The sequence below is a fragment of the Micromonospora sp. NPDC005220 genome (assembly GCF_040607895.1).
Lineage (GTDB): Bacteria > Actinomycetota > Actinomycetes > Mycobacteriales > Micromonosporaceae > Micromonospora.
In genome coordinates this window covers 42,430-66,062 of sequence record NZ_JBEXHP010000016.1, presented here as the reverse complement: position 1 = coordinate 66,062, position 23,633 = coordinate 42,430, and the positions used below count along the sequence as shown (strand labels likewise).

Sequence of the window (23,633 nt, the reverse complement as noted above, 5' to 3'; positions counted from 1 at the left end):
TTCAACCGAACCACCGGGTGAGGAACGCCGTGCACCTCCGTCGGCGTTTCTCACCCACCCGACCCGGCACCTGATCGACGCCGACTCGAGTCGCTCATCTCCGGGACGAGACGGGAGGGATCGGCTACCCGATGGAACCTCAAGCGGCTCGACCCGCCTCGGGCTCGCCCCGGCCACTGGCCTGGTAGTCGTCGGACAGAACCCAAGAAGTAGCCAATCCTTCGGCTTCGTCGTCCATTCTTTCCGACCAACCCGGACTAGCGCCCAAAGCGTCACCACGTGATCACTGTGCGCAGTGGACTGCACGGCAAGCGACAGCCGGGGCAGCCCTCATTGGTGGGTCGGATCCCGGCGAGCAAGCCACCGCTGTAGCGCAGTGTGACGGCGAAGTGACGGGCGACGTCCGCCTCGGACGTCGAATGCCAATGGTCACGCTCCCAGGCGCCTCGGCACGTCTTTGCTGGTCGGCAGCAGGATGCCGATCAGGTACGTTGATTTCATCAATGTTTCGATCATCGCCTCTCGATGTTCTGGCCGCCGTGGTCGCTGCGCCCAAAGCGACTAGAGATCAGACATTTCGCCCATCACCGAGGAGACTGCGAGATGCCAAGGCGACCCGACCAGGCCACCGCGACCATCGCACTGGTGATTGAGGATCCAGCGAATCCCTTCTGGTCGGCCATCACACGGGGCGTGGTGGAGATCGCCCGGCGGCATCAGCGCGTACTGATCGTCGGCAGTACCGGGCTGAGCTTCGAGCAGGAATGCGACCTCCTGCGCGACCTGGTACGCCGGCAGGTTGACGGACTACTGGTGACGCCGACCGCTGATGACCATGCCGAGCTGCACAGGGAGTTGGCTCACCGCGCACCGATGGTCTTCATCGACCGCGCCCCGGCCGGGATTCTGACGGACTCGGTGATTTTGGACAACGTCGGTGGCGCACACCAGGCGGTACGTCACCTGTTGTCGCGCGGACACCGCCGGATCGGCTACATCGGCGGCGACCCGGCCGTGGGGACCGGGGCCGGACGCCGAGCCGGCTACCGTCGGGCGCTGGAGGAGGCCGGCCTGCCCTACGACCCAGCTCTGGTCAGTCTGAACGTCCACGGAGTAGCGGGGGCCCGGGACGCAGCAGCCAGATTGCTGGCCGGACCGGCGTCCGCGACCGCGATCTTCGCCGACAACAACCAGATCTGCCTCGGCGTCCTACAGATCGTCGACCAGCACGAGCCCGGGATCGACGTGGCCGGCTTCGACGATGTGGAGCTTGCCGACCTGCTGCCGCGCCCGGTGGCAATGGTCACCTACGACGGCGTCGAGCTGGGCCGGCGAGCGGCCGAGCTGCTCTTCCGGCGAATCCGTGGCAGCACCGAGCCCGTCGCCCAGGTGCTGCTGCCGACGACGCTGCAAATGCGCGGAGGACGATAGGCGCCCTCCCGCGCTTCGACCGCCCCGCGCTTGCCGCGCAGGGCGCCGTGACTCCACCAGCCCGCGACGGACCGACCGCCAGGTGCGGCATCGGTGCGATAATCCCTGCCATGAACGACGATCGATCGCCCGCCAGGCCGAGCCTCATACAGGTTGCCGCGCTGTCGGGGGTTTCGGTAAAGACCGCGTCCAGGGCGTTGGGCGGTGAGCCTCGCGTGGCCGCCGGCACCCGCGCGCGGGTGCAGCAGGCCGCCGACCAGCTCGGCTACCGACTCAACGGCGTCGCCCGCGAATTGCGTCGCGGCGCCAACACCTCCACGCTGGTGGGTTTGCTCACCGGCGACCTGGCCAACCCGTTCTACTCCCGGTTGGCCAGCGGGCTGGAACGCGAACTGCGCATCCACAGCTTTCAGGTGATCACCGCCAGCACGGACGAGGACCCGGAGTGGGAAAGCCTGCTTGTCGACACCCTGCTCGAGCGGCGGGTCCGGGCACTCGTGATCGCCTCGGCCGCGGCCGAGCACGGTCACCTCGCCTCCGAACACCGCCACGGCATCCCGTTTATCTTCGTGGACCGTCCTCCGGTCAACCTGACCGCGGACGCGGTCCTGCTGGACAACCACGACGGCGCGCGGCAAGCCGGCGCGCACCTGGTAGCGGCCGGGCACCGGCGCATCGGCGTGGTCGGGGACCTGTCCCGGCTGAGCACCCACCGCGACCGCGTGGCAGGGTTCGCCGAGGCGATGACAACCGCAGGCATAACAAACTGGGCTGAGTATCTGGTCGAGAACGCGCACGACATCACGGCAGCAGAACGGGCGGTACGCGAGCTGCTCGGCCGGACCCCTGCCCCGACCGCCTTGTTCACCACGAACAACCGGATCACCAACGGCGCGCTCCGGGCACTACGCGGCCACCGGGCACCGCCGGCACTAATCGGCTTCGACGACCTGGATCTCGGCGAGCTGCTGGGGGTCAGCGTCATCGCGCACGACACGGAGCACATGGGACAGCGGGCCGCTCAGCTGCTGTTGGACCGGATCAACGGCGATGTCGGCCCGGCTCGGCGCGCGGTGATCCCGACCCGGCTGCTGGCACGCGGTTCGGGCGAGCGTGCGCCGGCCGACCAGTTGGGCTGAGCAGCCCCGGCCGGCGGGGTGTGCGTTCGAGTAATCCACCATGCATTGACACACGTCAGCCGGAGGACTATCACATCATTTCGACGTTGTTCGATGACAACGTTGTCGTGGGAGTTGCCATCGCGCCCCCAAGGAGGACCCCCACCATGCTCCGATCAGGCCCGTCCCGTCTGCTCAGCCTGCTGGTCACCGCCGTCACCGGCACGTCCCTGCTCGTCGCCGTCGCCTCGCCCGGCGCGGCCGCACCCCTCAACCTGACCGGCTACGTCAACCCGTTCGTCGGCACCGACGACAGCAACGCCCCCAACCCCGTCGGGGGCGGCGCCGGCGGCAGCACCGTCCCCGGCCCGGTGCAGCCCTTCGGCATGGTCCAGCTCAGCCCGGACACGCCCACCGCCTCACCCTCGGGATACCGGTTCAGCGACACACAGATCGAAGAGTTCAGCCTCACCCATTTCAACGGTGCCGGCTGCTCCAACAACGAGGACCTCGGCATCCTTCCGATCACCGGGGCTATCGGCGCCTCGCCGGGCACCTCGTGGACGTCCTACCGCGCCACCCAGAACAAGACTCAGGAGCAGGCCCGACCCGGCTTCTACCAGGCCGTGCTCAGCAACTACGGCAACACCAGGGTAGAGGCGTCGGCCACCAAACGTACGGCTGCCCTGCGGTTGACCTACCCGTCCACCAACACGGCGCGCGTACTGGTCAACACCAGCCGCAGTGCGACCGGCAGCCGGAACGGCTCGATCTCGATCAACGGCTCCACCGTGACCGGCAGCGTCACCGGTGGTGGCTTCTGCGGCAACAGCAGGACCTACCAGATCTTCTATCGGATGGAGTTCGACCGCGCGCCCACCGGTGTCGGCACCTGGCTCGGCGGCACCGTCAGCGCGGGCTCCGCCAGTGCCAGCGGCACCAACTCCGGCGGATATCTGACCTTCGACACCGCCAGCAACCCGGTGGTGCAGGTCAAGGTCGGCATCTCGTTCGTCAGCCAGGCGGGCGCCCAGGCCAATCTCGCCAGCGAGCAGTCCGGCTTCGGGTTCGACACCGTCCGTGCCAACGCCGACGCGCAGTGGAACGCGATCCTCAACCGGGTGCAGGCTACCGGTGGCACCGCCACCGACCTGCAGAAGTTCTACACCGCGCTCTACCGCGTCTTCATCAACCCCAACGTGTCCAACGACGTCAACGGGCAGTACCGCGGCTTCGACAATGCCATCCACACGGCCAGCCACCCCGTGTACCAGAACTACTCCGGGTGGGACATCTACCGGTCATGGTCGGCGCTGATCGCGTTCATCGCACCCGTGGAGGCCGCCGACATCGCCAAGTCGATGGTGCTCGACGGCCAGCAGGGCGGCCTGCTGCCCAAATGGTCACACAACACCAACGAGACCTTCGTGATGAACGGCGATCCCGGCCCGATCATCGTGGACAGCCTCTACCAGTTCGGCGCTCGTGACTTCGACACCGCGGCGGCGCTGGCCCTGATGGAGAAGAGCTCCAACGGCGGGACCACCCAGGGCAACCCGATCCGCGGTCGGCAGAGTGGGTACGTGCAGCGGCAGTACATCGACGGTGACCCGTCCGATTCGCTGGAGTACTCGGCGAGTGACTTCGCCGTCGCCCAGTTTGCCCGGGCCCTGGGCGACACCGCGAAGTACAACACCCACATGACGCGTGCGCAGTGGTGGCGCAACGTCTTCAACACCGAGTCCGGCTACGTCCACCGGCGCAACGCCGACGGCACCTGGCCATGGCCGCTCGACCCGGCCAGCCAGTCCGGCTACACCGAGGGCAACGCCTCGCAGTACACCTGGATGGTCCCGTACAACTTCGCCGGCCTCATCAACCTGATGGGCGGCCGGCAGACAGCCATCCAGCGGTTGGACCACCATTTCACGCAGACGAACGGCGGGCAGTCGCAGCCGTTCTTCTATATCGGCAACGAGCCGGAGCACGGCGTGCCGTGGGCCTACCACTTCGCGGCGGCGCCGGCCGGCACCAGTGCCGCGGTCCGCCGGGTGATGAACGAGTCGTTCACCACCGGCGCGGGCGGCCTGCCCGGCAACGACGACCTCGGCGCCACCTCCGCGTGGTACGTGTGGTCGGCGCTGGGCATGTATCCCCCCACCCCGGGGGCAGACACGCTCGCGCTGCACGGTCCGCTCTTCCCCTCGATCCTGGTGGATCGACCGACCGGCGACGTCCAGATCAACGGCACCAACGCCGGGCAGGGCAACCAGTACGTGCAGAGTGTGTCGGTCAACGGCACGTCGACGCAGCGCACCTGGCTGCGGTACGGCGACATCGCCGCAGGGGCCACCCTCTCGTACAGCATGGGCAACTCGCCGTCGTCGTGGGGCACGAACCCGGCCAACGTGCCGCCGTCATTCACCGACGGGTCCACCCCGCCGCCCGCCGCACCGGACCTGGGCGCCAACCTGGCCGCCGGCAAGCCGGCCACCGGATCGGCACCGTGCGGCCCGACGGAGGGCCCGGAGAAGGCGTTCGACGGCAAGCTCGGCGGCACCAGCAAGTGGTGCTCCCTCGCGGCCGGCACCAAGTTCCTCCAGGTGGACCTGGGGTCCAACCAGAACATCGGGTCCTTCGTGGTGAAACACGCGGGGCTCGGCGGCGAGAACACCGGATGGAACACCAGTGCGTTCACCATCCAGACCAGCACCGACGGCACCACCTGGACGACGCGGACCGCGGTGTCCGGCAACCGCTCCAGCCGCACGTACCACCCGATCTCGGCGGTGGCCGCCCGCTACGTTCGGCTCAACGCCACGACGCCGGCCAACGACGGGAACGGCGCGGCCCGAATCGACGAGTTCGAGGTGTACGGCGGTAGCGGCCCGACCAACCTGGCGCTCAACCGGCCGGCCACCGCCGACTCCCAGTGCTCCAGCACGGAGGGGCCTGAGAAGGCCGTCAACGGCAGCACCTCCGGCGGCGCCTCCGACAAATGGTGCTCGCTGGGCGGCACCAAGTTCCTCCGCATCGACCTGGGCGCCAGCCGCTCCATCCAGTCCGTCACGGTGCACCACGCGGGGGCGGGCGGCGAGGATAGCGCCTGGAACACCCGGGACTTCGATCTCCAGGTGTCTGCCGACGGCTCCGCCTGGACGACCGCGGCGCAGGTACGGGGCAACACGACCAACGTCAGCAACCACCCGCTGGCCGTCATCGGCAGGTATGTGCGACTGAACGTCCTCACCCCGACGCAGACCACCGATCAGGCGGCCCGTGTCTACGAGATCGAGGTCTACGGCAGCTGACGCATCCGGGCGGCCGTCCGAGTCGGACGGCCGCCCAACCTCCAGCTTTGCCCGCGGGAGCCTGAATGCCGTTGCGAACCGCACGGCGCGCAGCTCACCGCGTTGAGTAAACCTTGTCATTAGATTGACAGATCTCTATCGCGAGTTCAGAATCTGGCTCAGAGAGCGCTCTCTCCCCCGTCCCGATACCCCTCGCCACCGCCGATCCGCGGTCGACGCGTGGCTGGGGGCATGGAAGGAATCCCATGAAACGTGCACCAAAAATGCTGGGCGTCGCCGCCGCAGCAATCACCCTGCTCGGTCTCACACCGACCATCGGCCACGCCGACGCGCGGCCGGCTCCGCCAACCGCGCCAAGCGCGACGCCCGCCCTGGACATGGCACCAGGAATGGTTGCCGCCATGCGGCGGGATCTGCACCTCACCGACGCCCAGATCGCCAAGCGGGTGCGGACCGAGGCGGCAGCGCCGACGGTCGAGAGTGGGTTGCGCGAACGGCTCGGCTCGTCGTTCGCCGGCGCCTGGATCCCAGATGGCGGCGACCGCCTGACGGTCGCGGTCACCGACCCCTCGGCCATCGCCACGGTACGCGCCGCGGGCGCCGATGCCACGGTGGTCCCTCACGGCGAGCGGCAGCTCAACGCCACAATGAAGGCCCTCGACCGGCGTAGCGCCAAGGCCGGCAGGGATATCTACGGCTGGCGCGTCGACGTCATGAGCAACCGTGTCGTCGTGCTGGCGGAGCGCGGTGGCGCGCCGGCCGCCAGGGCATTCGCCAGAGACAGCGGCGTCGCTGTCGACGCCATCGCGGTCGTCGAGTCCCCCGAGGCGCCTCGGCCCCTGTACGACATTCGTGGCGGCGACCAGTACGTCATCAACGGCAACACGCTCTGCTCCGTCGGTTTCGCGGTCGTCGGCGGCTTCGTCAGCGCCGGGCACTGTGGTGGCACCGGCAGCCCAACGCTCGGCTACAACAACGTCTCGCAGGGCAGTTTCGCCGGCTCGTCCTTCCCCGGCAACGACTACGCGTGGATCCGTACCAACAGCTCGTGGACACCGCAGCCGTGGGTCAACAACTACTCCGGCGGCAACGTCACCGTGGCGGGTTCGCAGGACGCCGCGATCGGCAGTTCGGTATGTCGTTCGGGTCGTACCACCGGCTGGCGCTGCGGCACGATCCTGGGCCGCGACGAGACGATCAATTATGCACAGGGCGCTGTCTCCGGACTGAGCCGCAGCAACGCCTGCGCCGAAGGCGGCGACTCGGGCGGCTCGTGGATCTCGGGGAACCAGGCTCAGGGGGTCACCTCGGGCGGTACCGGCAACTGCAGCTCGGGCGGCACGATGTGGTTCCAGCCGGTCAACGAGATTCTCAACGCGTACGGGCTCAGCCTGGTCACCAGTGGCGGTGGCGGTGGCGGGAACACCCGGTTGATCAGTAACTGGAACAACAAGTGCATCGACGTACCCGGGCTCAACTTCTCCGACGGTGTGCCGTTGCAGACCTGGTCCTGCAACGGGACCGCCGCGCAGGCCTGGACGTTCACCGGCGGAACGCTGCGGGCCCAGAACAACAAGTGCATGGACGTCAACGGCGGTTCCACCGCCAACGGTGCGACGATCCAGCTCTGGTCCTGCAACGGAACCGGCGCCCAGCAGTTCGTTCTCTCGGCCGCCGGCGATCTGGTGAACCCGCAGGCCAACAAGTGCGTCGACATCGACGGCTGGAACGGCAACGACGGGGCGCGGTTGATCCTCTGGGACTGCGCCGGCACCGCCAACCAGAAATGGCACGTCGGCTGAGCCGACCGGCGGCACCGCCGTCGGTGGCCGGTCCTCACCCCGTGCCCTGACACCAGGATCCGCAGGGAGCCCGCTCGCGCTTGGTGACAACGTTGACATACGGCGCGGGCGGGCTCCCACCCACCACCACCCTGAAGGAGTAACACCTGATGTCCCCTGCGCAACACAGACCGAGACTCCGCCGTCTCAGCGTCCTGGCCGCATCCCTGCTGCTCGTGACGATGGCCTACGTCATCAGCGCGCCACCGGCGAGCGCCGCCACCACGACGGTCAACGTGAACGGAAGCATCGTCGGCCGGACGTTCGACGGGGTCGGTGCGATCAGCGGCGGAGGCGGCAACTCCCGGCTGCTGATCGACTATCCGGAACCCCAGCGCTCGCAGATCCTCGACTACCTGTTCAAGCCGAACTACGGCGCCGCAGTGCAGCTGCTGAAGCTGGAGATCGGCGGCGATGCCAACTCCACCGACGGCGCGGAGCCGAGTCACCAGCACGTACGCGGTGACATCAACTGCAACGTCGGCTACGAGTTCTGGCTCGGCGAGCAGGCGGTCGCGCGTAACCCCAACATCAAATTGGTCGCGCTGCCGTGGACGGCACCCGGCTGGATCGGAAACCACAATTTCTGGTCCCAAGACATGATCGACTACGACATCTCGTGGCTGAACTGCGCCCGGCAGCACGGACTCAGTATCAACTATCTCGGCGGCTGGAACGAGCGCGGCCACGACAGCGGCTGGTACAAGAACCTGCGCTCGTCGCTGAACGCGGCCGGGTACGGCTCGGTGCAGATCGTCGGGGACGACAGCGGCTGGGGTATGGCCGACGAGTTCGCGAACGACCCGACACTGCGCAACGCGGTGGGCGTGCTCGGTAACCACTACGTGTGCGGCTATCTGTCGCAGGCGGAGTCCTGCTCCACCACACAGAACGCACGAAGTTCGGGGAAACCCCTGTGGGCCAGCGAGTTCGGCTCACAGGATGACAACGACGGAGTCGTCCCGTACATCCGCACGGTCAACCGCGGCTACCTGGACGCGGAGATCACCGGCTACATGAACTGGCCGCTGATCGCCGCCATCACCCCCAACCTACCCTACGCGACAGTAGGTCTGATGGACGCCGGCTCGCCGTGGTCCGGGTCGTACCGGGTGGGCAAGAACCTGTGGGCCAACGCCCACTACGCCCAGTTCACGCAGCCCGGCTGGCGCTACCTGAACAGCTCGGCCAGCGGCTACCTCGGCGGCAACCGGGCCAACGGCAGTTACGTGAGCCTGAAGTCCCCGAACAACACCGACTACTCCACCATCTACGAGACCAGCGGCACGACCTCCACCCAAACGGTGAACGTGACCGTCTCCGGTGGACTGAGCACCGGAACCGTGCGCGTCTGGTCCACCGACATGGGCTCGTCGAACCCGGCGAGCCACTTCGCCAGGCAGGCCGACATCACCCCGTCGAACGGGTCCTACTCGCTCACCATGCAGCCCAACCGGATCTACACGCTCACCACAACCACCGGCCAGGGCAAGGGCACGGCTACCAGCCCTGCGACCAGGGCGCTGGCCCTGCCATACACGGACAACTTCGACAGCTACCCCAACCGGGGCATGGCGAAGTACTTCCAAACCATGCAGGGCGCCTACGAGGTACGCGACTGCGCGGCCGGTCGCTCCGGCCGGTGCCTGCAGCAGGTGGCGCCGGTCCAGCCGATCAACTGGCAGGACGACAGTGAGGCCTTCGGCCTCGTCGGCGACACGTCCTGGAGCAACTACACCGTCAGCACCGACGTCAACATGCAGCAGGCAGGTACCGTCACTTTGCTCGGGCGGGCCAACACCCAACTCCGCCCGCAGAACCGGCAGGCGGCCTACCAGCTGCGGATCAGCAACACCGGCAGCTGGTCCATCGCCAAGCACACCACCAGCAACACGACGACCACGTTGGCCTCGGGCACCCGTAGCGCGTTGGGCCTGAACACCTGGCACAACATCAAGCTCGGCTTCTCCGGCACCCAAATCACCGCCACCCTCGACGGCGCCACCCTCGGCACCGTCAACGACGCCTCGTACGGCGCCGGACAGGTCGGCATCGGCGTCGTGGGTTACCAGACCAACCAGTTCGACAACCTGACGGTCACCCCCAACGGCCCGGGCGACGGCAACGTTGGTGGTGTGCTGCGGGGTCAGGAGTCGGGGCGGTGCGTCGACGTTCCCGGCGCAAGCCAGACCAACGGCACCGTGGTCGCGCTCTGGGACTGCAACGGCGGCACCAACCAGTCCTGGACCGCCGCCGCGTCCCGGCAACTGACCGTCTACGGCAACAAGTGCCTCGACGTCAACGGCGCAGGCACCACCGACGGCACCGCCGTGCAGATCTACGACTGCAGCGGCGGCACCAACCAACAATGGAACGTCAACCCCGACGGCACCATCGTGGGCGTCGGCTCCGGCAAATGCCTGGACGCCACCGCCCACGGCACCGCCAACGGCACGCTGCTGCAGATCTGGACCTGCACCGGCGGCCCGAACCAGAGATGGTCACGAAGCTGACCAACCCCGAATAGCAGCCGAACCCCCAACCGCGGGCTGGTCCGCTACCCACCCACACGCGACACGTAGCGGACCAGCCCAGCCGAGCACCTGACGTCCAGCTCTTCAGGATCGGGCAACTGGCGCCTGACCTGACGACCGCTGGTCGACGATCATTCGTCGACCAGCGGTCGTCAGGTGAGGGGTCTCCGTCGACGTTACGACAGGGACACAGAAGACGAGGGTTGATTGACAGTCATGCCTCCACGTAGGAGGGTCGTCCGGCAGGTGCGACAACGATGTCATCAACTCAATACTGGAGGAATTATGAGCTTTACCCGACGGGCCGCGGTGGCCCTCGTTGGCGTCGCCGCCCTGCTGTCGACAGCAGCCTGCGGCGGTGACGACGGCGGCGGCGCCGATTCGAAGAACGTCGAGGTGTTCACCTGGTGGTCCGACGGCGGCGAGAAGGCCGGGCTGGACGGTCTGGTGAGCCGGTTCAACACCGACTGTGCGGGTCAGACGTTCCAGAACGGTGCCGTCGCCGGCGGTGCCGGCGCCAACGCGAAGTCGGTTCTCGCCTCGCGGCTGCAGCAGGGCGATCCGCCGGACACCTTCCAGGCGCACGCCGGTGCGGAACTGCTCGATTACATCGACGCTGGGCAGATCGAGGACATCAGTGCCAACTACGACACGTGGGGCCTCAAGGCGGCCTTCCCGCCCGGCCTGATCAGCAACCTCACCGTCGACGGCAAGATCTACTCGGTGCCAGCGAATATACACCGAGCCAACGTGGTGTGGTCCAACAAGAAGGTCCTCGCGGAAGCCGGCGTTACCACCGACCCCAAGACCCTGGTCGAGTTCTTCGCCGCTCTGGACAAGGTCAGAGCGGCTGGCGTCAAGGCGCCGCTCGCCGTTGGTAAGGACTGGACTCAGCTCATGCTCTTCGAGTCGGTTCTGATCAGTAATCTGGGCGCGGAAAAGTTCACCGGGCTGTGGAATGGCAGCACCGACTGGAACGGCGCCGACGTCACCACGTCAATCAACGACTTCAAGCGGCTGCTGACCTATACCAACTCCGACCGCGACGCCCTCGACTGGACCGACGCGGAAAAGCTCGTCATGGACGGCAAAGCTGCCTACCAGTTGATGGGTGACTGGGAGGCCGCCGACCTCGACGCCAAGGGATTCACCGACTACGGCTACCTCACCTTCCCCGGCAACGGCAGCACGTTCCAGTGGCTGGCCGACTCGTTCGTACTGCCCAAGGGCGCCAAGAACGCGGGCGGCACCGAGTGCTGGCTCAAGACGGTCGGCAGCGCTGAGGGACAGAAGGCTTTCAACACCAAGAAGGGGTCCATCCCGGCGCGTACGGACGCCGTGCCTGCTGACTACCCGAAGTACCAGCAGTCCGCCATGGCCGACTGGAAGTCGGCCACCCAAGTTCCGTCCTGCGCCCATGGCGCGGCCTGCTCCCAGGGTTGGCAGGGTGCGGCCAACTCCGCTCTCGGTGCGTTCTCCACGAAGCAGGACGTCGCCAGCCTCCAGAAGGCTCTGGCATCCGCCGCTGGTCAGTTCACCAAGAAGTAAGCCATCGCTCAAGGGCGGGACGACTGAGGTCGTCCCGCCCTTGAGCTCGCGCCGCGGAAGGATCTGATGCGTAAAATCCGGCAATGGGGACCAGGCCTGCTGCTGATCTCCCCTTCATTGATCCTGCTCGCCGTCTTCGTCTACGGGTTGATCGCCTGGACCATCAAGGTGTCGGTCTCCGACGAGCACAACGCCCGTGGGTCGAAGGGTTTCGTCGGGCTGCAGAATTACACGGACCTGTTCACCAATGACATCAACGGCCGGTTCATGCACTCACTGAAGAACCTGCTGATTTTCACCGCAGTGTTCATGGTCGGAACGATGCTGCTTGGTCTGCTGTGGGCGTTCCTGCTGGAGCGCGGCGTCCGCGGTGAGGGATTCTTCCGGACCGTCTATCTGTTCCCCATGGCGGTCTCGTTCATCGCCTCCGGGGTGGTGTGGCGCTGGCTGATGAACCCCGGCACCGGTGACAACGCAGGCGGCCTCAACCGTGTCTTCGGCGGGCTGCACCTGAGCTTCCTGGAGAACACCTGGTGGACCAACCCGGACTGGGGCATGGCGGCGATGGCCCTGCCGGCCATCTGGCAGCTCTCCGGGTATGTGATGGCGCTGTTCCTGGCCGGCTTCCGCGGCATTCCACAGGAGCTGCGGGAGGCCGCAGCAATGGACGGCGCAAGTACCTACCGGCTCTACCGCAATGTGATCTTCCCGCAACTCACCCCGGTAGCGCTGTCCGCGCTGATCATCGTCGGGCACATGTCGATGAAGATGTTCGACCTGATCATGAGCGTGTCCGGCGCGCAATGGCTCACCGAGGTGCCCGCCGTCTACGTCTGGCAAGCACTGCTGACCAGCGACTACGCCAAGAGCGCGGCGATCTCCGTGATCCTGCTGGTGCTCGTGGCGCTGGTCATTGTCCCGTACCTCATCTACACCAACCGGGTGGAGCGCCGAGCGTGACCACGACTCGTATTCCCGCATCACCGGCAACGATCGGCCGAGTCTCCCCACCGCCTGCGCGGCGGCGGCCCAACACGCGCGGCTCCATGGCGGGCCGTCTGATCAAGTATTCTCTGGCATTCTTCTTCCTGGCGGTCGTGCTGATGCCGGCCTACGTACTGATCGTTACGAGCTTCAAGTCCGGCTCGGAGATCGGTGTGACCGGCCAGTGGAATCTGCCGGAGCACTGGACGGTCGCGTCCTGGGGAAAGGCATGGACGGCGTTGCGACCGTCGTTCATCCGAACACTGGAGCTGGCCATTCCCGTCGCGGTGATCTCGTCAATCGTTGGAGCGGCCAACGGGTTCGTGCTCTCCCGCTGGCGATTCCCGGGCGCCGACGTCATCTTCACCTTCATCCTGTTCGGAATGTTCATTCCGTACCAGGCGGTCATGATCCCGCTGCGGGAGATCGTCACGACGATCGGCATCCAGCCGGGCATCCCGACCCTGATCTTCGTGCACTGCGTCTACGGCATCCCGATCTGCACGCTGATTTTTCGGAACTACTACGCCACCACGGTCCCGGAGGAGCTCATCGAGGCCGGGAGGGTGGACGGCGCCGACCTGCTGCGCACGTTCTGGTCGATCATCCTCCCGGTCTCGATCCCCGGCTTCGTGGTGACGGTCATCTGGCAGTTCACCTCGGCGTGGAACGACTACCTCTTCGCGATCTTCCTGTCCAACACCCGCAACGGCCCGATCACCATCGCGTTGAACGCGCTCGCCGGAGCCCAGTCACCGGACTACGCCGCCTCGATGGCCGGTGCCCTCATCACGTCGCTGCCCACCCTGCTGGTCTACGTCCTGCTCGGCCGATGGTTCATCAGTGGCCTGATGGCGGGCTCCGTCAAAAGCTGAAAACCAGCTCCCGAGGCGTTGGCACGGGACCCGAGACAGGCGGTGCGGACCAGTTCACTCAGAGGCTGTGCGATGACCTTGCGTCTCCGTACGAGATCTTGCCGTGCCTGTTGAACGGCTCGCCGCGCGCTGGGCCCAGCCGAACCAGCGGCGCGGGTCCGCCGTGGCCGAACTTTTGCTCGATGGAGCAGAAGTTGACTCCGTTTCCCCAAAACATCTAGACATCTGAATGAAACAATCATAGATTTGCCTCGCCAGGCAGCGGCGTGCCAGGCCAACTACCCCAAGGTGACATCGTTGTCAGCGGTTGCCCTGACACGTCGTTGGCGGATGCCGTGTCGGCGATCGTGCGTCGTTGTCCCGTGTCCACTGGAGGCAAAGTGTTCGCACCGTCCCGACGAGCGCGCCTACCCATGGCGGGTGCGCTCATCGCTGCACTCGCCAGTGCCAGCCTGTGGTTGCCCACTGCGGCCACGGCCGCACCCGCAGCTCCACCACCACAGGAGCCCGGCGTCACACTTCGGATCTTCGACCTGCAGACCTCGCTGAGCAGCCTCTGCACGCTGAAGCCGGCACAGACCCCGAACATCGACAAGCTCATGTCAACGGTCAACTGGACGACGGCAGCCGAGTTCGGACTTGAGGACAACTTCCTGGCCCAGGTCCTCGGCAACGTCAACATCCCCCAAGCCGGCAACTACACATTCCGCTTGACCAGCGACGACGGCTCACGTCTGCTGATCGACGACACGCTGGTGATCAACCACGACGGCCTGCACGGACCGACCCCGAAAGACGGCTCCATCAACCTCACCACCGGCTATCACTCGTTGCGCATCGAGCACTTCGAGGCGACCGCCGGACAGCAACTGACCCTGCAGTGGCAGACGCCGGGCTCGACGTCGTTCGTGAACGTGCCCAACTCGGTGCTGAGCACCGACGCCGGCGTCGTGCGGGTGACCGCTCCGGGCCGCAAGGAGTGCGAAGCCACCGGCGACTCGCCGGGCGACGGGCTGCCGTTGACCTCGGTGCACCCAAATTTCTCGCTGACCAATCTGCGACCCAACGGCTTCCAACCGAAGGTCACCGGGATGGACTGGCTGCCCGACGGCCGGCTGGTCGTCTCCACCTGGGGCGGCAATGACCAGTCGGGCTCCTCGCAGGCCGGTGAGGTCTACATCCTCTCCAACACGGGTGGTAGCACCTCACCCGGGAACGTGACGACCAAGCGGATCGGCAGCAACCTCAAGGAGCCGATGGGCCTCAAGGTCGTCGACGGCGTCGTCTACGTCACGGAGAAGGCACGGCTGACCAGACTGGCCGACACCAACGGCGACGAGGTCGCCGACCAGTACCAAACCGTCGCGACCTGGCCCTACGGCGGCGGCTTCCACGAGTTCGCCTTCGGCCTGCTCTACCAGGATGGGTTCTTCTACGCGAACCTGTCGGTGGGCATCGACTACGGAGGCAACACCACGAATCCGCAGACGGCCCCCAACCGTGGCACCACTATCAAGGTGAACAAGGACACCGGTGCGGTGTCGTACGTGGCGGGTGGACTGCGGACGCCGCACGGCATCGGTTGGGGGCCTGAGAACGGCATCTTCGTCACCGACAACCAGGGTGGTTGGCAGCCAGCGTCGAAGCTGGTGCACATCAAGCAGGGCCGATTCTTCAACCACTACCTCAACCCCGCGGGACCGTTCGACAACGCGCCGGTGACTCAGCCGGTGCTCTGGATGCCGCAGAACGAGATCGGCAACTCGCCGAGCACGCCGCTGCTGATGCCGAGCGGCACCTACGCCGGGCAGTTCGTAATCGGTGACGTCACCTACGGCGGCCTGCAGCGGGGCTTCGTCGAAAAGGTCAACGGTGAGTACCAGGGTGCGCTGTTCCGTCTCACCCAGGGCCTGGAGGCCGGTGTCTCGGAGGTCAACCGCGGACCGGACGGCGCCATCTACGTAGGCGGGCTCGGGGCCGGCGGTAACTGGGGCCAGTCCGGCAAGTTGAACTACGGGTTGCAGAAGCTGACCCCGAACGGCGGTAACGCCTTCGACATGCTGGCCATGCGGGCCCTGCCCAACGGATTCGAGATCGAGTATACCCAGCCGCTGTCCGCGGCGACCGCCACCGCTCTCGCGACCAAGTACCGGGTAAAGCAGTGGCGCTACGTTCCAACGGCGGCCTACGGCGGGCCGAAGATCGACGAGGAGACCTTGTCGGTGTCCTCGGCGAGTTTGTCGGCCGACGGCAAGAAGGTCACGCTCGCGATCAACGGCCTGAAGCCCGGCCGGGTGGTGCACATCCGCTCGCCGAAGCCGTTCGCGGCGAGCAACGGTCAGTCGCTCTGGAGCACCGAGGTCTGGTACACGCTGAACGCGATCCCCGGTCAGGCCGTCGCCACCAACCTCGCCCTCGGCAAGCCGGCAACCGCCGACAGCTCCTGCGCCACCGCGGAAGGCCCGGCCAAGGCGGTCAACGGCACCATCAACGCCGGCAACACCGACAAATGGTGTTCGCTCGGCATTAACAAGTGGCTGCAGGTGGACCTCGGCTCCCCGCAGAACATCAACAAATTGGTGGTCCAGCACGCCGGCGCTGGCGGTGAGGACGCCGCCTGGAACACCCGCGACTTCAACCTCCAGGTCAGCACCAACGGCACCTCCTGGACAACGGTCGCGACCGTCACCGGCAACACGGCCAACACCACCACGCACACCATCGCCGCCAGCCAGGCCCGCTACGTCCGGATCAACGTCACCAACGGTGGCACCTCCGGCAATGGCGCGGCCCGGATCTACGAGTTCGAGGTCTACGGGGGTTCCGCCCCACCGGCCGGCAACATCGCCCTGAACAAGCCGGCAACCGCGGACAGCTCCTGCTCGGCCGCCGAGGGCCCGGCCCAGGCGGTCAACGGCAGCGTCAGCGGGGGCAACACCGACAAGTGGTGTTCCCTGGGCGCCACCAAGTGGCTACAGGTCGACCTCGGCTCCAGCCAGAGTGTGAGCCGCTTCGTCGTCAAGCACGCCGGCGCCGGCGGCGAGGACGCCGCCTGGAACACCCGCGACTTCAACCTCCAGGTCAGCACCAACGGCACCTCCTGGACAACGGTCGCGAACGTCGCCGGCAACACCGCCAGCACCACCACCCACGACATCACCACCACGCAGGCCAGGTACGCCCGGATCAACGTCACGGCGGCCACGAGCACCACTGACACCGCCGCCCGAATCTACGAGTTCGAGGTGTACGGCGCAGCCGGCCGGTTGACCTTGTTCGACGGGTCCAACCTGAACAACTTCCAGCAGGCCAACGGCAGCCCGGCCACCTGGCCGCTCGCCGGAGGCGGAATGGAGGTTCTGGGCGGCGATATCAAGAGCAAGCAGGCATTCGGCGACTTCAAGCTGCACGTCGAGTTCTGGCTGCCGAACCTGCCGCCCGAGATCACCGGCCAGGCCCGCGCCAACAGCGGGATCTATTTGCAGGACCGCTACGAGCTGCAGGTCCTGGACTCCTTCGGAGACACCACCCCCGCCAACAACGAGGGCGGTGCCATCTACGAGAAACTGGCCCCGTCGGTGAACGCCGCCACCGCCCCGCAGACCTGGCAGACCTACGACGTCACTTTCCGCGCCGCCCGGTTCAACGCCTCCGGAGCCAAGACGGAGAACGCCCGAGTCACGGTCGTGTGGAACGGCGTCACCATCCACAACAACGCCCAGATCAACGGGTCCACCGGCAACGGCGCGGCGGAGGGCCCCTCCGCGGGACCGATCCGTCTGCAGGACCACGGTGACCCTGGCGCCAACATCGTCTACCGCAACATCTGGGTTGAACCGATCATCTGATCCATCGAGGGCGGGAGGAGCGGGGCGGCGCCCCTCCTCCCGCCCGCTAGTCCGCATGCGGCACGGGCAGAGCGAGCGTGGTCGCCGAGGTGTGGAGGCAGGCCGCGTGCGCCGCCAGGGCCGGTGCCGGCCCTACCCGCTCCTGGAGATCCTTGCGCTGATCCCCGAACGACAACAACGGCGTCTTGTGCAGTCCTGGTCAACGGCCAAACAGCTACGGTTCAAGACCGAGCCGAAGCATGCGGTGGTGCAGGCGCACCACCTCCTCCTGGTCGGTGAGCTGACGCAATGCGAGCCAGGCGGCCCCGACCGCCGCGTCCCTGGCGGTCGCGATCGGACCGGCAAGGGTGGCCAGGACCGCCGCTCGCACCGAGGTGGTCTCGGTCAGAAGGCTGCCGGCGAGCACGACGGGTCCGTCCGGCGGGCCCACCTTTCCGAGCGTGGCGACCAGGCGAGCGGCGGCCTCGGCGGTCAGACGCTCGGCGAGGGCGTCGCCGGCCATGGCGCCCGCACAGACCAGGGGTGCCAGCGCGGCGAATACCGCGGGCTGCTGGCGGCCGGCCCAGCGCACGAGCTCGTCGCAGCTGGTCACGCCGGCCTGCGCCGCGATCGTGGCAGCCAGCCCGGGGTCCACGGCGGGACCCGACCAGGCCCGGGCGATCGAGCGAACCGCCTGCAGGCCCAGCCACATGCCCGAGCCTTCGTCGCCCAGCAGCCAGCCGAGGCCGTCGGCGGTACGGCTGACGCGCCAGTCGTCGATTCGGGCGGCAACCGCGCCGGTGCCGGCGATGAGCACCGCTCCCGAGGGCGCCGACGTGCCTGCCGCGAAGGCCGTCACCGCGTCTCCGACCATGGTGACCGGGCAGGTCAGTCCGCATCGGGCCCATTCGACGGTGAAGGCCGTCGTGATCCCTGGGTCCGCCATGATGCCCGCGCCGGCGATGCCTGCGACGCCGCTGCGCACGGATGCAGGGTCGTGCTCCCCCAGGGCCTCGCGCACCGCCGCGCCGATCGAGCGAGCAGCCGCCGGCCCCGCGGCCGTCGGGTTGCCCGGACCGGCCGAGCCGCGCCCCACCACGGTGCCGTCCCGGGTCGCCACGACTGCCCGGGACGCCGTGCCGCCGGCGTCAACACCCAGTACCAGCATCATGACGCCGATCGAAGCATAGAAACTTTTTGTTGACTAGACGTCTGCGTGGTCGTAATTTTCATGTCCACAGCTATTCGATGAAAAGGACGATCACTAGTGACGGGTGAGAGTGGCGGGCTGCTGGTGCGGCTGCGCATGGAGGGGCCGACCATGCCGGAGGCCCTGGCGAAGATCGCCGAGGCCATCCTCGACGATCCGGAGACGGCGGCGCACGCCAGCATCGTCGACCTGGCCGAACGATCCGGGACCTCCACCGCGACGGTCACCCGCTTCAGCCGAGCGCTCGGCTTCAAGGGATACGCCAATCTGCGGGTGGCCGTCGCGACCGAGACCGGGCGGGCCGAGCAGGCACGCTGGGAAATCGATATCTCCGGGGACATCGCACCTGAGGATTCGATCGGCAGCGTCCTCGACCTGATCACCGCCGCCGACACCCGGGCCATCCAGGCGACCGCGTCCGGCCTGGACACCGCGGCGGTCGAACGGGTGGCGGCGGCGATCGCCTCCGCCGGCCGGGTGGAGATCTTCGGGCTGGGCAGCAGCGGCACCGCGGGCAGCGAGATGGCGTTCCGGCTCGAACGCATCCGCATCCCGGTGCGGTACCGCGCCGAGACGCACGCCGCCCTCACCAACGCCGCGCTGCTCGCGCCGGGTGACGTCGCGATCAGCCTGTCGCACTCCGGTCGGACCCGGGAGGCGATCGAGATGCTCGCCGAGGCCGCCGATCATGGTGCGCTGACCGTGGCGGTCACCTCGTTCGCCCGTTCACCGCTGGCCGAGGTCGCCGACGTCGTCCTCACCACCTCGGTGCACGAGACCACGTTCCGGCTCGCGGCCCTCTCCGCGCTGCACTCGCAGCTGCTGATCCTCGACCTCATCTACGTCGCGGTCGCGCAACGCACCTACGAACGCACCGCCGAAGCGCTCGAACTCACCGTGCGGGCCGTCGACGCACACCGGATGCCGGACACCAATGCGAACCGCAAGCGAGCACGGAGGGAAAAGCCGCTGTGACGATCACAAGCGCGGACTATGTCGAGGTCATCAGCAAGGCCATCGAACGCGTCGGCACCACCCAGGACGACCGGGTGGCGAAAGCCGCCGATCTGCTGACGGCGACACTGCAGGCCGGCGGGGTGATCCAGGCGTTCGGCTGCGGACACTCCGAGGCTCTCGCCATGGAGATCGCCGGTCGGGCCGGCGGCCTCGTGCCGACCAACAAGATCGCTCTACGCGACATCGTGCTATACGGCGGCGAGCCGACGAGCGTGCTCAGCGACCCACAACTCGAGCGCACCCCCGGTGTCGCGCACCGCCTCTACGCGCTCGCCCCGATCAAGCCCGACGACGCGTTCGTCATCGCCTCCAACTCCGGCGTCAACGGCGCCGTGGTGGAGATGGCACACCTGGTGAAACAGCGCGGGCACGCGCTGGTCGCGATCACGTCGGTGAAGCACTCCGCCCGTGTCGAATCGCGGCACGACAGCGGGCTCAAACTCGCCGACCTCGCCGACGTCGTGCTCGACAACGGAGCCCCGTACGGCGACGCGTCCCTCGACTACGGCGACGGCGCGGTCGGCGCCGTCTCGTCGATCACCGCGGCTCTGCTCGCCCAGCAGATCGTCACCGAGGTGGTGGCGCGGCTGCTGGCGCTCAAGGTCACCCCGCCGGTCTACCTGTCCGACAACGTGCCGGGCGGGCGTGAGCACAACAAACACATCGAAGAGCGGTACGCCGGTCGCATCCGGCGTACCGCATAGGGAAAAGGCCCAGCTGATGAACCGTTCACCCCTGTCAGGACCGTACCCCAATAGACGAACCGTGTTACGCGCGGCGGTGACCGCCGGTGTCGCGCTACCCCTGCTGAGTGCTTGCGTGACCGGGGGCGACGACGACTCGGATCCGGCAGCCGGCAACACCGGCACCAAGAGCGCCGACAACCCCCTGGGCGTCAAGGCGGACGCACCCCTCGAGGTCGTGATCTTCAAGGGCGGGTACGGCGACGATTACGGCAAGCGCGCCGGAACGCTCTACACCCAAAAGTACGCGGGCGCCAAGATCGACCATCAGGGCATCCAGAAGATCGGCGAGGCACTGCAACCCCGGTTCGTCGCGAACACCCCGCCGGACGTCGTGGACAACACCGGCGCGAACCGCCTCGACATCGCCACGCTGGTCTCCGCCAAGCAGGTCAGCGATCTGCGTCAACTGCTCGACGCTCCCGCCTACGACGACCCGGGCAAGACGGTGCGCGACACGCTGCTGCCCGGTGTGGTCGACGACGGCACGTTCGACACGGTGCCGCGGACGCTCAACTTCACCTACACCGTCTGGGGTCTCTGGTACTCGAAACCACTCTTCGCCGCGAAGGGCTGGACGTACCCGAAAACCTGGGACGACATGCTCGCGCTCTGCGCGACCATCAAGGCCGCCGGCGTCGCGCCCTGGACGTACCAGGGAAAGTACCCGGAGTACATCAACGATCCACTGCTCGGCATGGCCGCCAAGATCGGCGGACCGACGCTGATCAAGGCAGTGGACAACCTCGAGCCGAACGCGTGGAAGGCGCCAGCTCTGATAAGCGCGGCCGAGGCGTTCGCGGAACTGGCCGGCAAGGGCTACATCATGTCCGGCTCCGAGGCGCTGTCCCACACCGAGGCGCAGGCGGCCTGGTCGCAGGGCAAGGCCGCGATCATCCCGTGCGGCTCGTGGCTGGAGAGCGAGCAGAAGGGCGTAACCCCGGCGAACTTCGACATGGTGATGGGCCCGGTGCCGTCGCGAACCTCGTCGGACGCCCTGAAGCACACCGCGCTGCAGGCGGCCAGCAGCGAATCGTTCCTGGTCCCGGCAAAGGCGAAGAATCCCGCCGGCGGTATGGAGTACCTACGGATCCTGTTCTCCAAGCAGTCGGCGAAAGCCTTTGCCGAGACCGCCGGCACGTTGCCCGCCGTGGCCGGAGCCACCGACGGTCTCACACTGAGCAGCGGCCTCGGCTCGGTCCGCGACGCGGTCCAGGCGGCCGGGACCGAGACCTTCACCTACCGGTTCCGCACCTGGTACGCCCCGCTGGCCAAGGCCATCGACGACGCCACCGGCGAGTTGGTGAACAGGCGTGTCACCGCGGCGCAGTGGTCGGCTCGTATCCAGAAGGCAGCCGACGCGCTGGCAAAGGATTCCACGGTGAAGAAGTACACCCGCTGATGAAAAAGGGTCAGTGGCGGTTCCTGGCTTGCGCACTGGTGCCCGCGCTGGTGCTGCACGCGGTCTTCGTGCTCTCGCCGTACGCGCAGGCCTTCTATTTGTCGCTGACCGACTGGACCGGCGTTGCCGGTGAGGCGCACTTCGTCGGGGCGGGCAACTACGCCCGCCTCGGCGGCGACACCCTGTTCCTGGACGCGCTGCGAAACAACGCGGTTATGCTGGCCGTGGTGCCATCGGTGACCATCGGCATCGGGCTGTTCCTGGCGAGTGTGATGCACCTCGGCGGCCGCGGTGGACGACGAGGGATCGCGGGCTCAGGTGCGTACCAGATCATCTACTTCTTCCCGCAGTTGTTGTCCCTCGTGGTCATCGCGGTGCTGTGGGGCTTCGTCTACAACCCGAACACCGGCCTGCTGAACGGGACACTGCGTTCGGTCGGTCTGGACGGATTGACACGCAGTTGGCTCGCTTCGCCGTCACTGGCGCTGATCGCGGTGATGGCGGTGCTGGTCTGGTCGTCGGTGGGGTTCTACGTGGTGCTGTTCAGCGCGGCGATCGACGGCATTCCGCGAGAGCTGTTCGAGGCGGCGCTGCTCGACGGTGCGGGCGGCTGGGCGACCTTCCGCACCGTGACGTTGCCGCTGGTTCGGGAGAGTGTGCAGGTCGCGTTCGTGTATCTCGGCATCGTGGCACTGGATGCCTTCGCCGTCGTCCAGGTGATGACAGTTGGTCCCGGTGGGCCGGACGGCGCGACCGAGGTGATCGGGCTGTCGCTCTACCGCAACGCCTTCGAGTACGGGAAGTTCGGCTACGCCTCGGCCATGGGTGTCTCCCTGTTCTTCGCCACGCTGACTCTGGCCGTGCTCGCACTGCGGTCGGGCCGCAAGGAAAGGTTGGAATTGGCGTGACAGTGACGCGTGAGCGAGCAGCCGTCTCCACCCGGCCGGCCCCTGATGTTCCTGATCGACGGTCCTACGCGACATTTCCGGTGCACCTCGCCATGCTGGCCTGGGCCGTCGTCACCGCGCTTCCGCTGCTCTGGGCGGTAATCAGTTCCTTCAAGACCGACAACGAGATCCTGAACGATCCGTGGTCGCTTCCGGCCTCGCCGCAGTTCGACAACTGGTCGCGAGCGTGGACCCAGGCCAGTATCGGCCGCTACTTCCTCAACAGTGTCATCGTCGTGGGCTGCGCGCTACTGCTCACCATGCTGCTGGGCTCCCTGGTTGCCTATGCCCTGGCACGCTACGAGTTCCGCGGCAACCGGCTCATCTACTACACCTTCGTCGCGGCGATGTTCTTCCCGGTGTTCCTGGCGCTCGTGCCACTGTTCTTCGTCGTTCAACGGTTGGGGCTGCTGGGCACGTACCCCGGTCTGATCCTGGTGTACGCGGCCTATGCCGTGCCCTTCACGGTTTTCTTCCTGCACGCGTTCTTCCGCACGCTTCCCGGAGAGGTGGCGGAGGCGGCATTCATCGACGGCTGTTCGCACAGCGGGGTCTTCTTCCGCGTGATGCTCCCCATGGCCCGTCCGGGCCTGGTGGCCGTCGGCATCTTCAATTTCCTCGGGCTCTGGAACCAGTACCTGCTGCCACTGGTTCTCAACCCCGACCCGGACCGGTACGTCCTGGCGCAGGGTCTGGCCGCCCTGTCGGTCAGCCAGGGGTATCGCAGCGACTGGAGCGGTCTGTTCGCCGGCTTGACCATCGCCATGCTGCCGGTGCTCATCGCCTACGTCGCGTTCCAACGGCACATCCGCGCCGGAATGACCGCCGGCTCGGTCAAGTAGGTC

General features: G+C 67.1%; 15 protein-coding genes. 14 read left to right on the top strand and 1 reads right to left on the bottom strand.

Annotation, left to right across the window (positions count from 1 at the left end; genetic code table 11):
* Nucleotides 1-603 precede the first annotated feature (603 nt).
* From ABZU52_RS10305 to ABZU52_RS10265, 9 genes are all read left to right on the top strand, one after another.
* Nucleotides 604-1,431, top strand: coding sequence for a substrate-binding domain-containing protein (locus ABZU52_RS10305; RefSeq protein WP_354970744.1), 828 nt, complete (start codon nucleotides 604-606; stop codon nucleotides 1,429-1,431).
* A 110-nt stretch (nucleotides 1,432-1,541) separates the two neighbouring features.
* The gene (locus tag ABZU52_RS10300) at nucleotides 1,542-2,570 is read left to right on the top strand and encodes a LacI family DNA-binding transcriptional regulator (RefSeq protein WP_354970743.1); all 1,029 of its coding nucleotides are present in this window, start codon (nucleotides 1,542-1,544) and stop codon (nucleotides 2,568-2,570) included.
* 146 nt (nucleotides 2,571-2,716) lie between these two features.
* Complete coding sequence (locus ABZU52_RS10295; protein WP_354970742.1) at nucleotides 2,717-5,860, top strand: GH92 family glycosyl hydrolase; 3,144 nt, start codon at nucleotides 2,717-2,719, stop codon at nucleotides 5,858-5,860.
* A 245-nt stretch (nucleotides 5,861-6,105) separates the two neighbouring features.
* The gene (locus ABZU52_RS10290; protein WP_354970741.1) at nucleotides 6,106-7,662 is read left to right on the top strand and encodes a ricin-type beta-trefoil lectin domain protein; all 1,557 of its coding nucleotides are present in this window, start codon (nucleotides 6,106-6,108) and stop codon (nucleotides 7,660-7,662) included.
* Nucleotides 7,663-7,811: 149 nt separating this feature from the next.
* On the top strand, nucleotides 7,812-10,214 hold the full coding sequence (locus ABZU52_RS10285; protein ID WP_354970740.1) for a ricin-type beta-trefoil lectin domain protein: 2,403 nt from the start codon (nucleotides 7,812-7,814) through the stop codon (nucleotides 10,212-10,214).
* Nucleotides 10,215-10,520: 306 nt separating this feature from the next.
* A complete protein-coding gene (locus tag ABZU52_RS10280) occupies nucleotides 10,521-11,783 on the top strand; it encodes an ABC transporter substrate-binding protein (protein WP_354970739.1) in 1,263 nt (420 codons plus the stop codon).
* Between the two features lie 63 nt (nucleotides 11,784-11,846).
* Nucleotides 11,847-12,743: a sugar ABC transporter permease gene (locus tag ABZU52_RS10275; RefSeq protein WP_354970760.1), complete on the top strand. Its 897-nt coding sequence runs from the start codon at nucleotides 11,847-11,849 to the stop codon at nucleotides 12,741-12,743.
* An 86-nt stretch (nucleotides 12,744-12,829) separates the two neighbouring features.
* Nucleotides 12,830-13,642: a carbohydrate ABC transporter permease gene (locus ABZU52_RS10270; RefSeq protein ID WP_354970738.1), complete on the top strand. Its 813-nt coding sequence runs from the start codon at nucleotides 12,830-12,832 to the stop codon at nucleotides 13,640-13,642.
* 413 nt (nucleotides 13,643-14,055) lie between these two features.
* Complete coding sequence (locus ABZU52_RS10265; protein WP_354970737.1) at nucleotides 14,056-17,490, top strand: discoidin domain-containing protein; 3,435 nt, start codon at nucleotides 14,056-14,058, stop codon at nucleotides 17,488-17,490.
* 214 nt (nucleotides 17,491-17,704) lie between these two features.
* Here ABZU52_RS10265 and ABZU52_RS10260 read toward each other — a convergent pair whose 3' ends face one another.
* Nucleotides 17,705-18,640 (bottom strand): BadF/BadG/BcrA/BcrD ATPase family protein, encoded by a 936-nt coding sequence (locus ABZU52_RS10260; protein WP_354970736.1) that lies wholly within the window; start codon nucleotides 18,638-18,640, stop codon nucleotides 17,705-17,707.
* 96 nt (nucleotides 18,641-18,736) lie between these two features.
* Here ABZU52_RS10260 and ABZU52_RS10255 point away from each other — a divergent pair, with 96 nt between their 5' ends.
* The 5 genes from ABZU52_RS10255 to ABZU52_RS10235 all read left to right on the top strand — a co-directional run bounded on the left by ABZU52_RS10255 (nucleotide 18,737) and on the right by ABZU52_RS10235 (nucleotide 23,630).
* Nucleotides 18,737-19,654 (top strand): MurR/RpiR family transcriptional regulator, encoded by a 918-nt coding sequence (locus ABZU52_RS10255; RefSeq protein ID WP_354970735.1) that lies wholly within the window; start codon nucleotides 18,737-18,739, stop codon nucleotides 19,652-19,654.
* On the top strand, nucleotides 19,651-20,400 hold the full coding sequence (locus tag ABZU52_RS10250; RefSeq protein ID WP_354970734.1) for an SIS domain-containing protein: 750 nt from the start codon (nucleotides 19,651-19,653) through the stop codon (nucleotides 20,398-20,400). The genes ABZU52_RS10255 and ABZU52_RS10250 overlap by 4 nt, the downstream gene beginning before the upstream one ends.
* 76 nt (nucleotides 20,401-20,476) lie before the next feature.
* Complete coding sequence (ngcE, locus tag ABZU52_RS10245; protein ID WP_354970733.1) at nucleotides 20,477-21,841, top strand: N-acetylglucosamine/diacetylchitobiose ABC transporter substrate-binding protein; 1,365 nt, start codon at nucleotides 20,477-20,479, stop codon at nucleotides 21,839-21,841.
* On the top strand, nucleotides 21,841-22,749 hold the full coding sequence (locus ABZU52_RS10240) for a sugar ABC transporter permease (RefSeq protein ID WP_354970732.1): 909 nt from the start codon (nucleotides 21,841-21,843) through the stop codon (nucleotides 22,747-22,749). Before ngcE ends, ABZU52_RS10240 begins: the two co-directional genes overlap by 1 nt.
* A complete protein-coding gene (locus ABZU52_RS10235; RefSeq protein ID WP_354970731.1) occupies nucleotides 22,746-23,630 on the top strand; it encodes a carbohydrate ABC transporter permease in 885 nt (294 codons plus the stop codon). The genes ABZU52_RS10240 and ABZU52_RS10235 overlap by 4 nt, the downstream gene beginning before the upstream one ends.
* Nucleotides 23,631-23,633: the final 3 nt, after the last annotated feature.

What these genes read in the sequence shown, in the direction of transcription:
- ABZU52_RS10270 (WP_354970738.1), top strand. Translation starts at nt 12,830, where the DNA reads ATGGCGGGCCGTCTGATCAAGTATTCTCTGGCATTCTTCTTCCTGGCG.
- ABZU52_RS10280 (WP_354970739.1), top strand. Translation starts at nt 10,521, where the DNA reads ATGAGCTTTACCCGACGGGCCGCGGTGGCCCTCGTTGGCGTCGCCGCC.
- ABZU52_RS10300 (WP_354970743.1), top strand. Translation starts at nt 1,542, where the DNA reads ATGAACGACGATCGATCGCCCGCCAGGCCGAGCCTCATACAGGTTGCC.
- ABZU52_RS10260 (WP_354970736.1), bottom strand. Translation starts at nt 18,640, where the DNA reads ATGATGCTGGTACTGGGTGTTGACGCCGGCGGCACGGCGTCCCGGGCA.
- ABZU52_RS10305 (WP_354970744.1), top strand. Translation starts at nt 604, where the DNA reads ATGCCAAGGCGACCCGACCAGGCCACCGCGACCATCGCACTGGTGATT.
- ABZU52_RS10290 (WP_354970741.1), top strand. Translation starts at nt 6,106, where the DNA reads ATGAAACGTGCACCAAAAATGCTGGGCGTCGCCGCCGCAGCAATCACC.
- ABZU52_RS10265 (WP_354970737.1), top strand. Translation starts at nt 14,056, where the DNA reads ATGGCGGGTGCGCTCATCGCTGCACTCGCCAGTGCCAGCCTGTGGTTG.
- ABZU52_RS10285 (WP_354970740.1), top strand. Translation starts at nt 7,812, where the DNA reads ATGTCCCCTGCGCAACACAGACCGAGACTCCGCCGTCTCAGCGTCCTG.
- ABZU52_RS10240 (WP_354970732.1), top strand. Translation starts at nt 21,841, where the DNA reads ATGAAAAAGGGTCAGTGGCGGTTCCTGGCTTGCGCACTGGTGCCCGCG.
- ABZU52_RS10295 (WP_354970742.1), top strand. Translation starts at nt 2,717, where the DNA reads ATGCTCCGATCAGGCCCGTCCCGTCTGCTCAGCCTGCTGGTCACCGCC.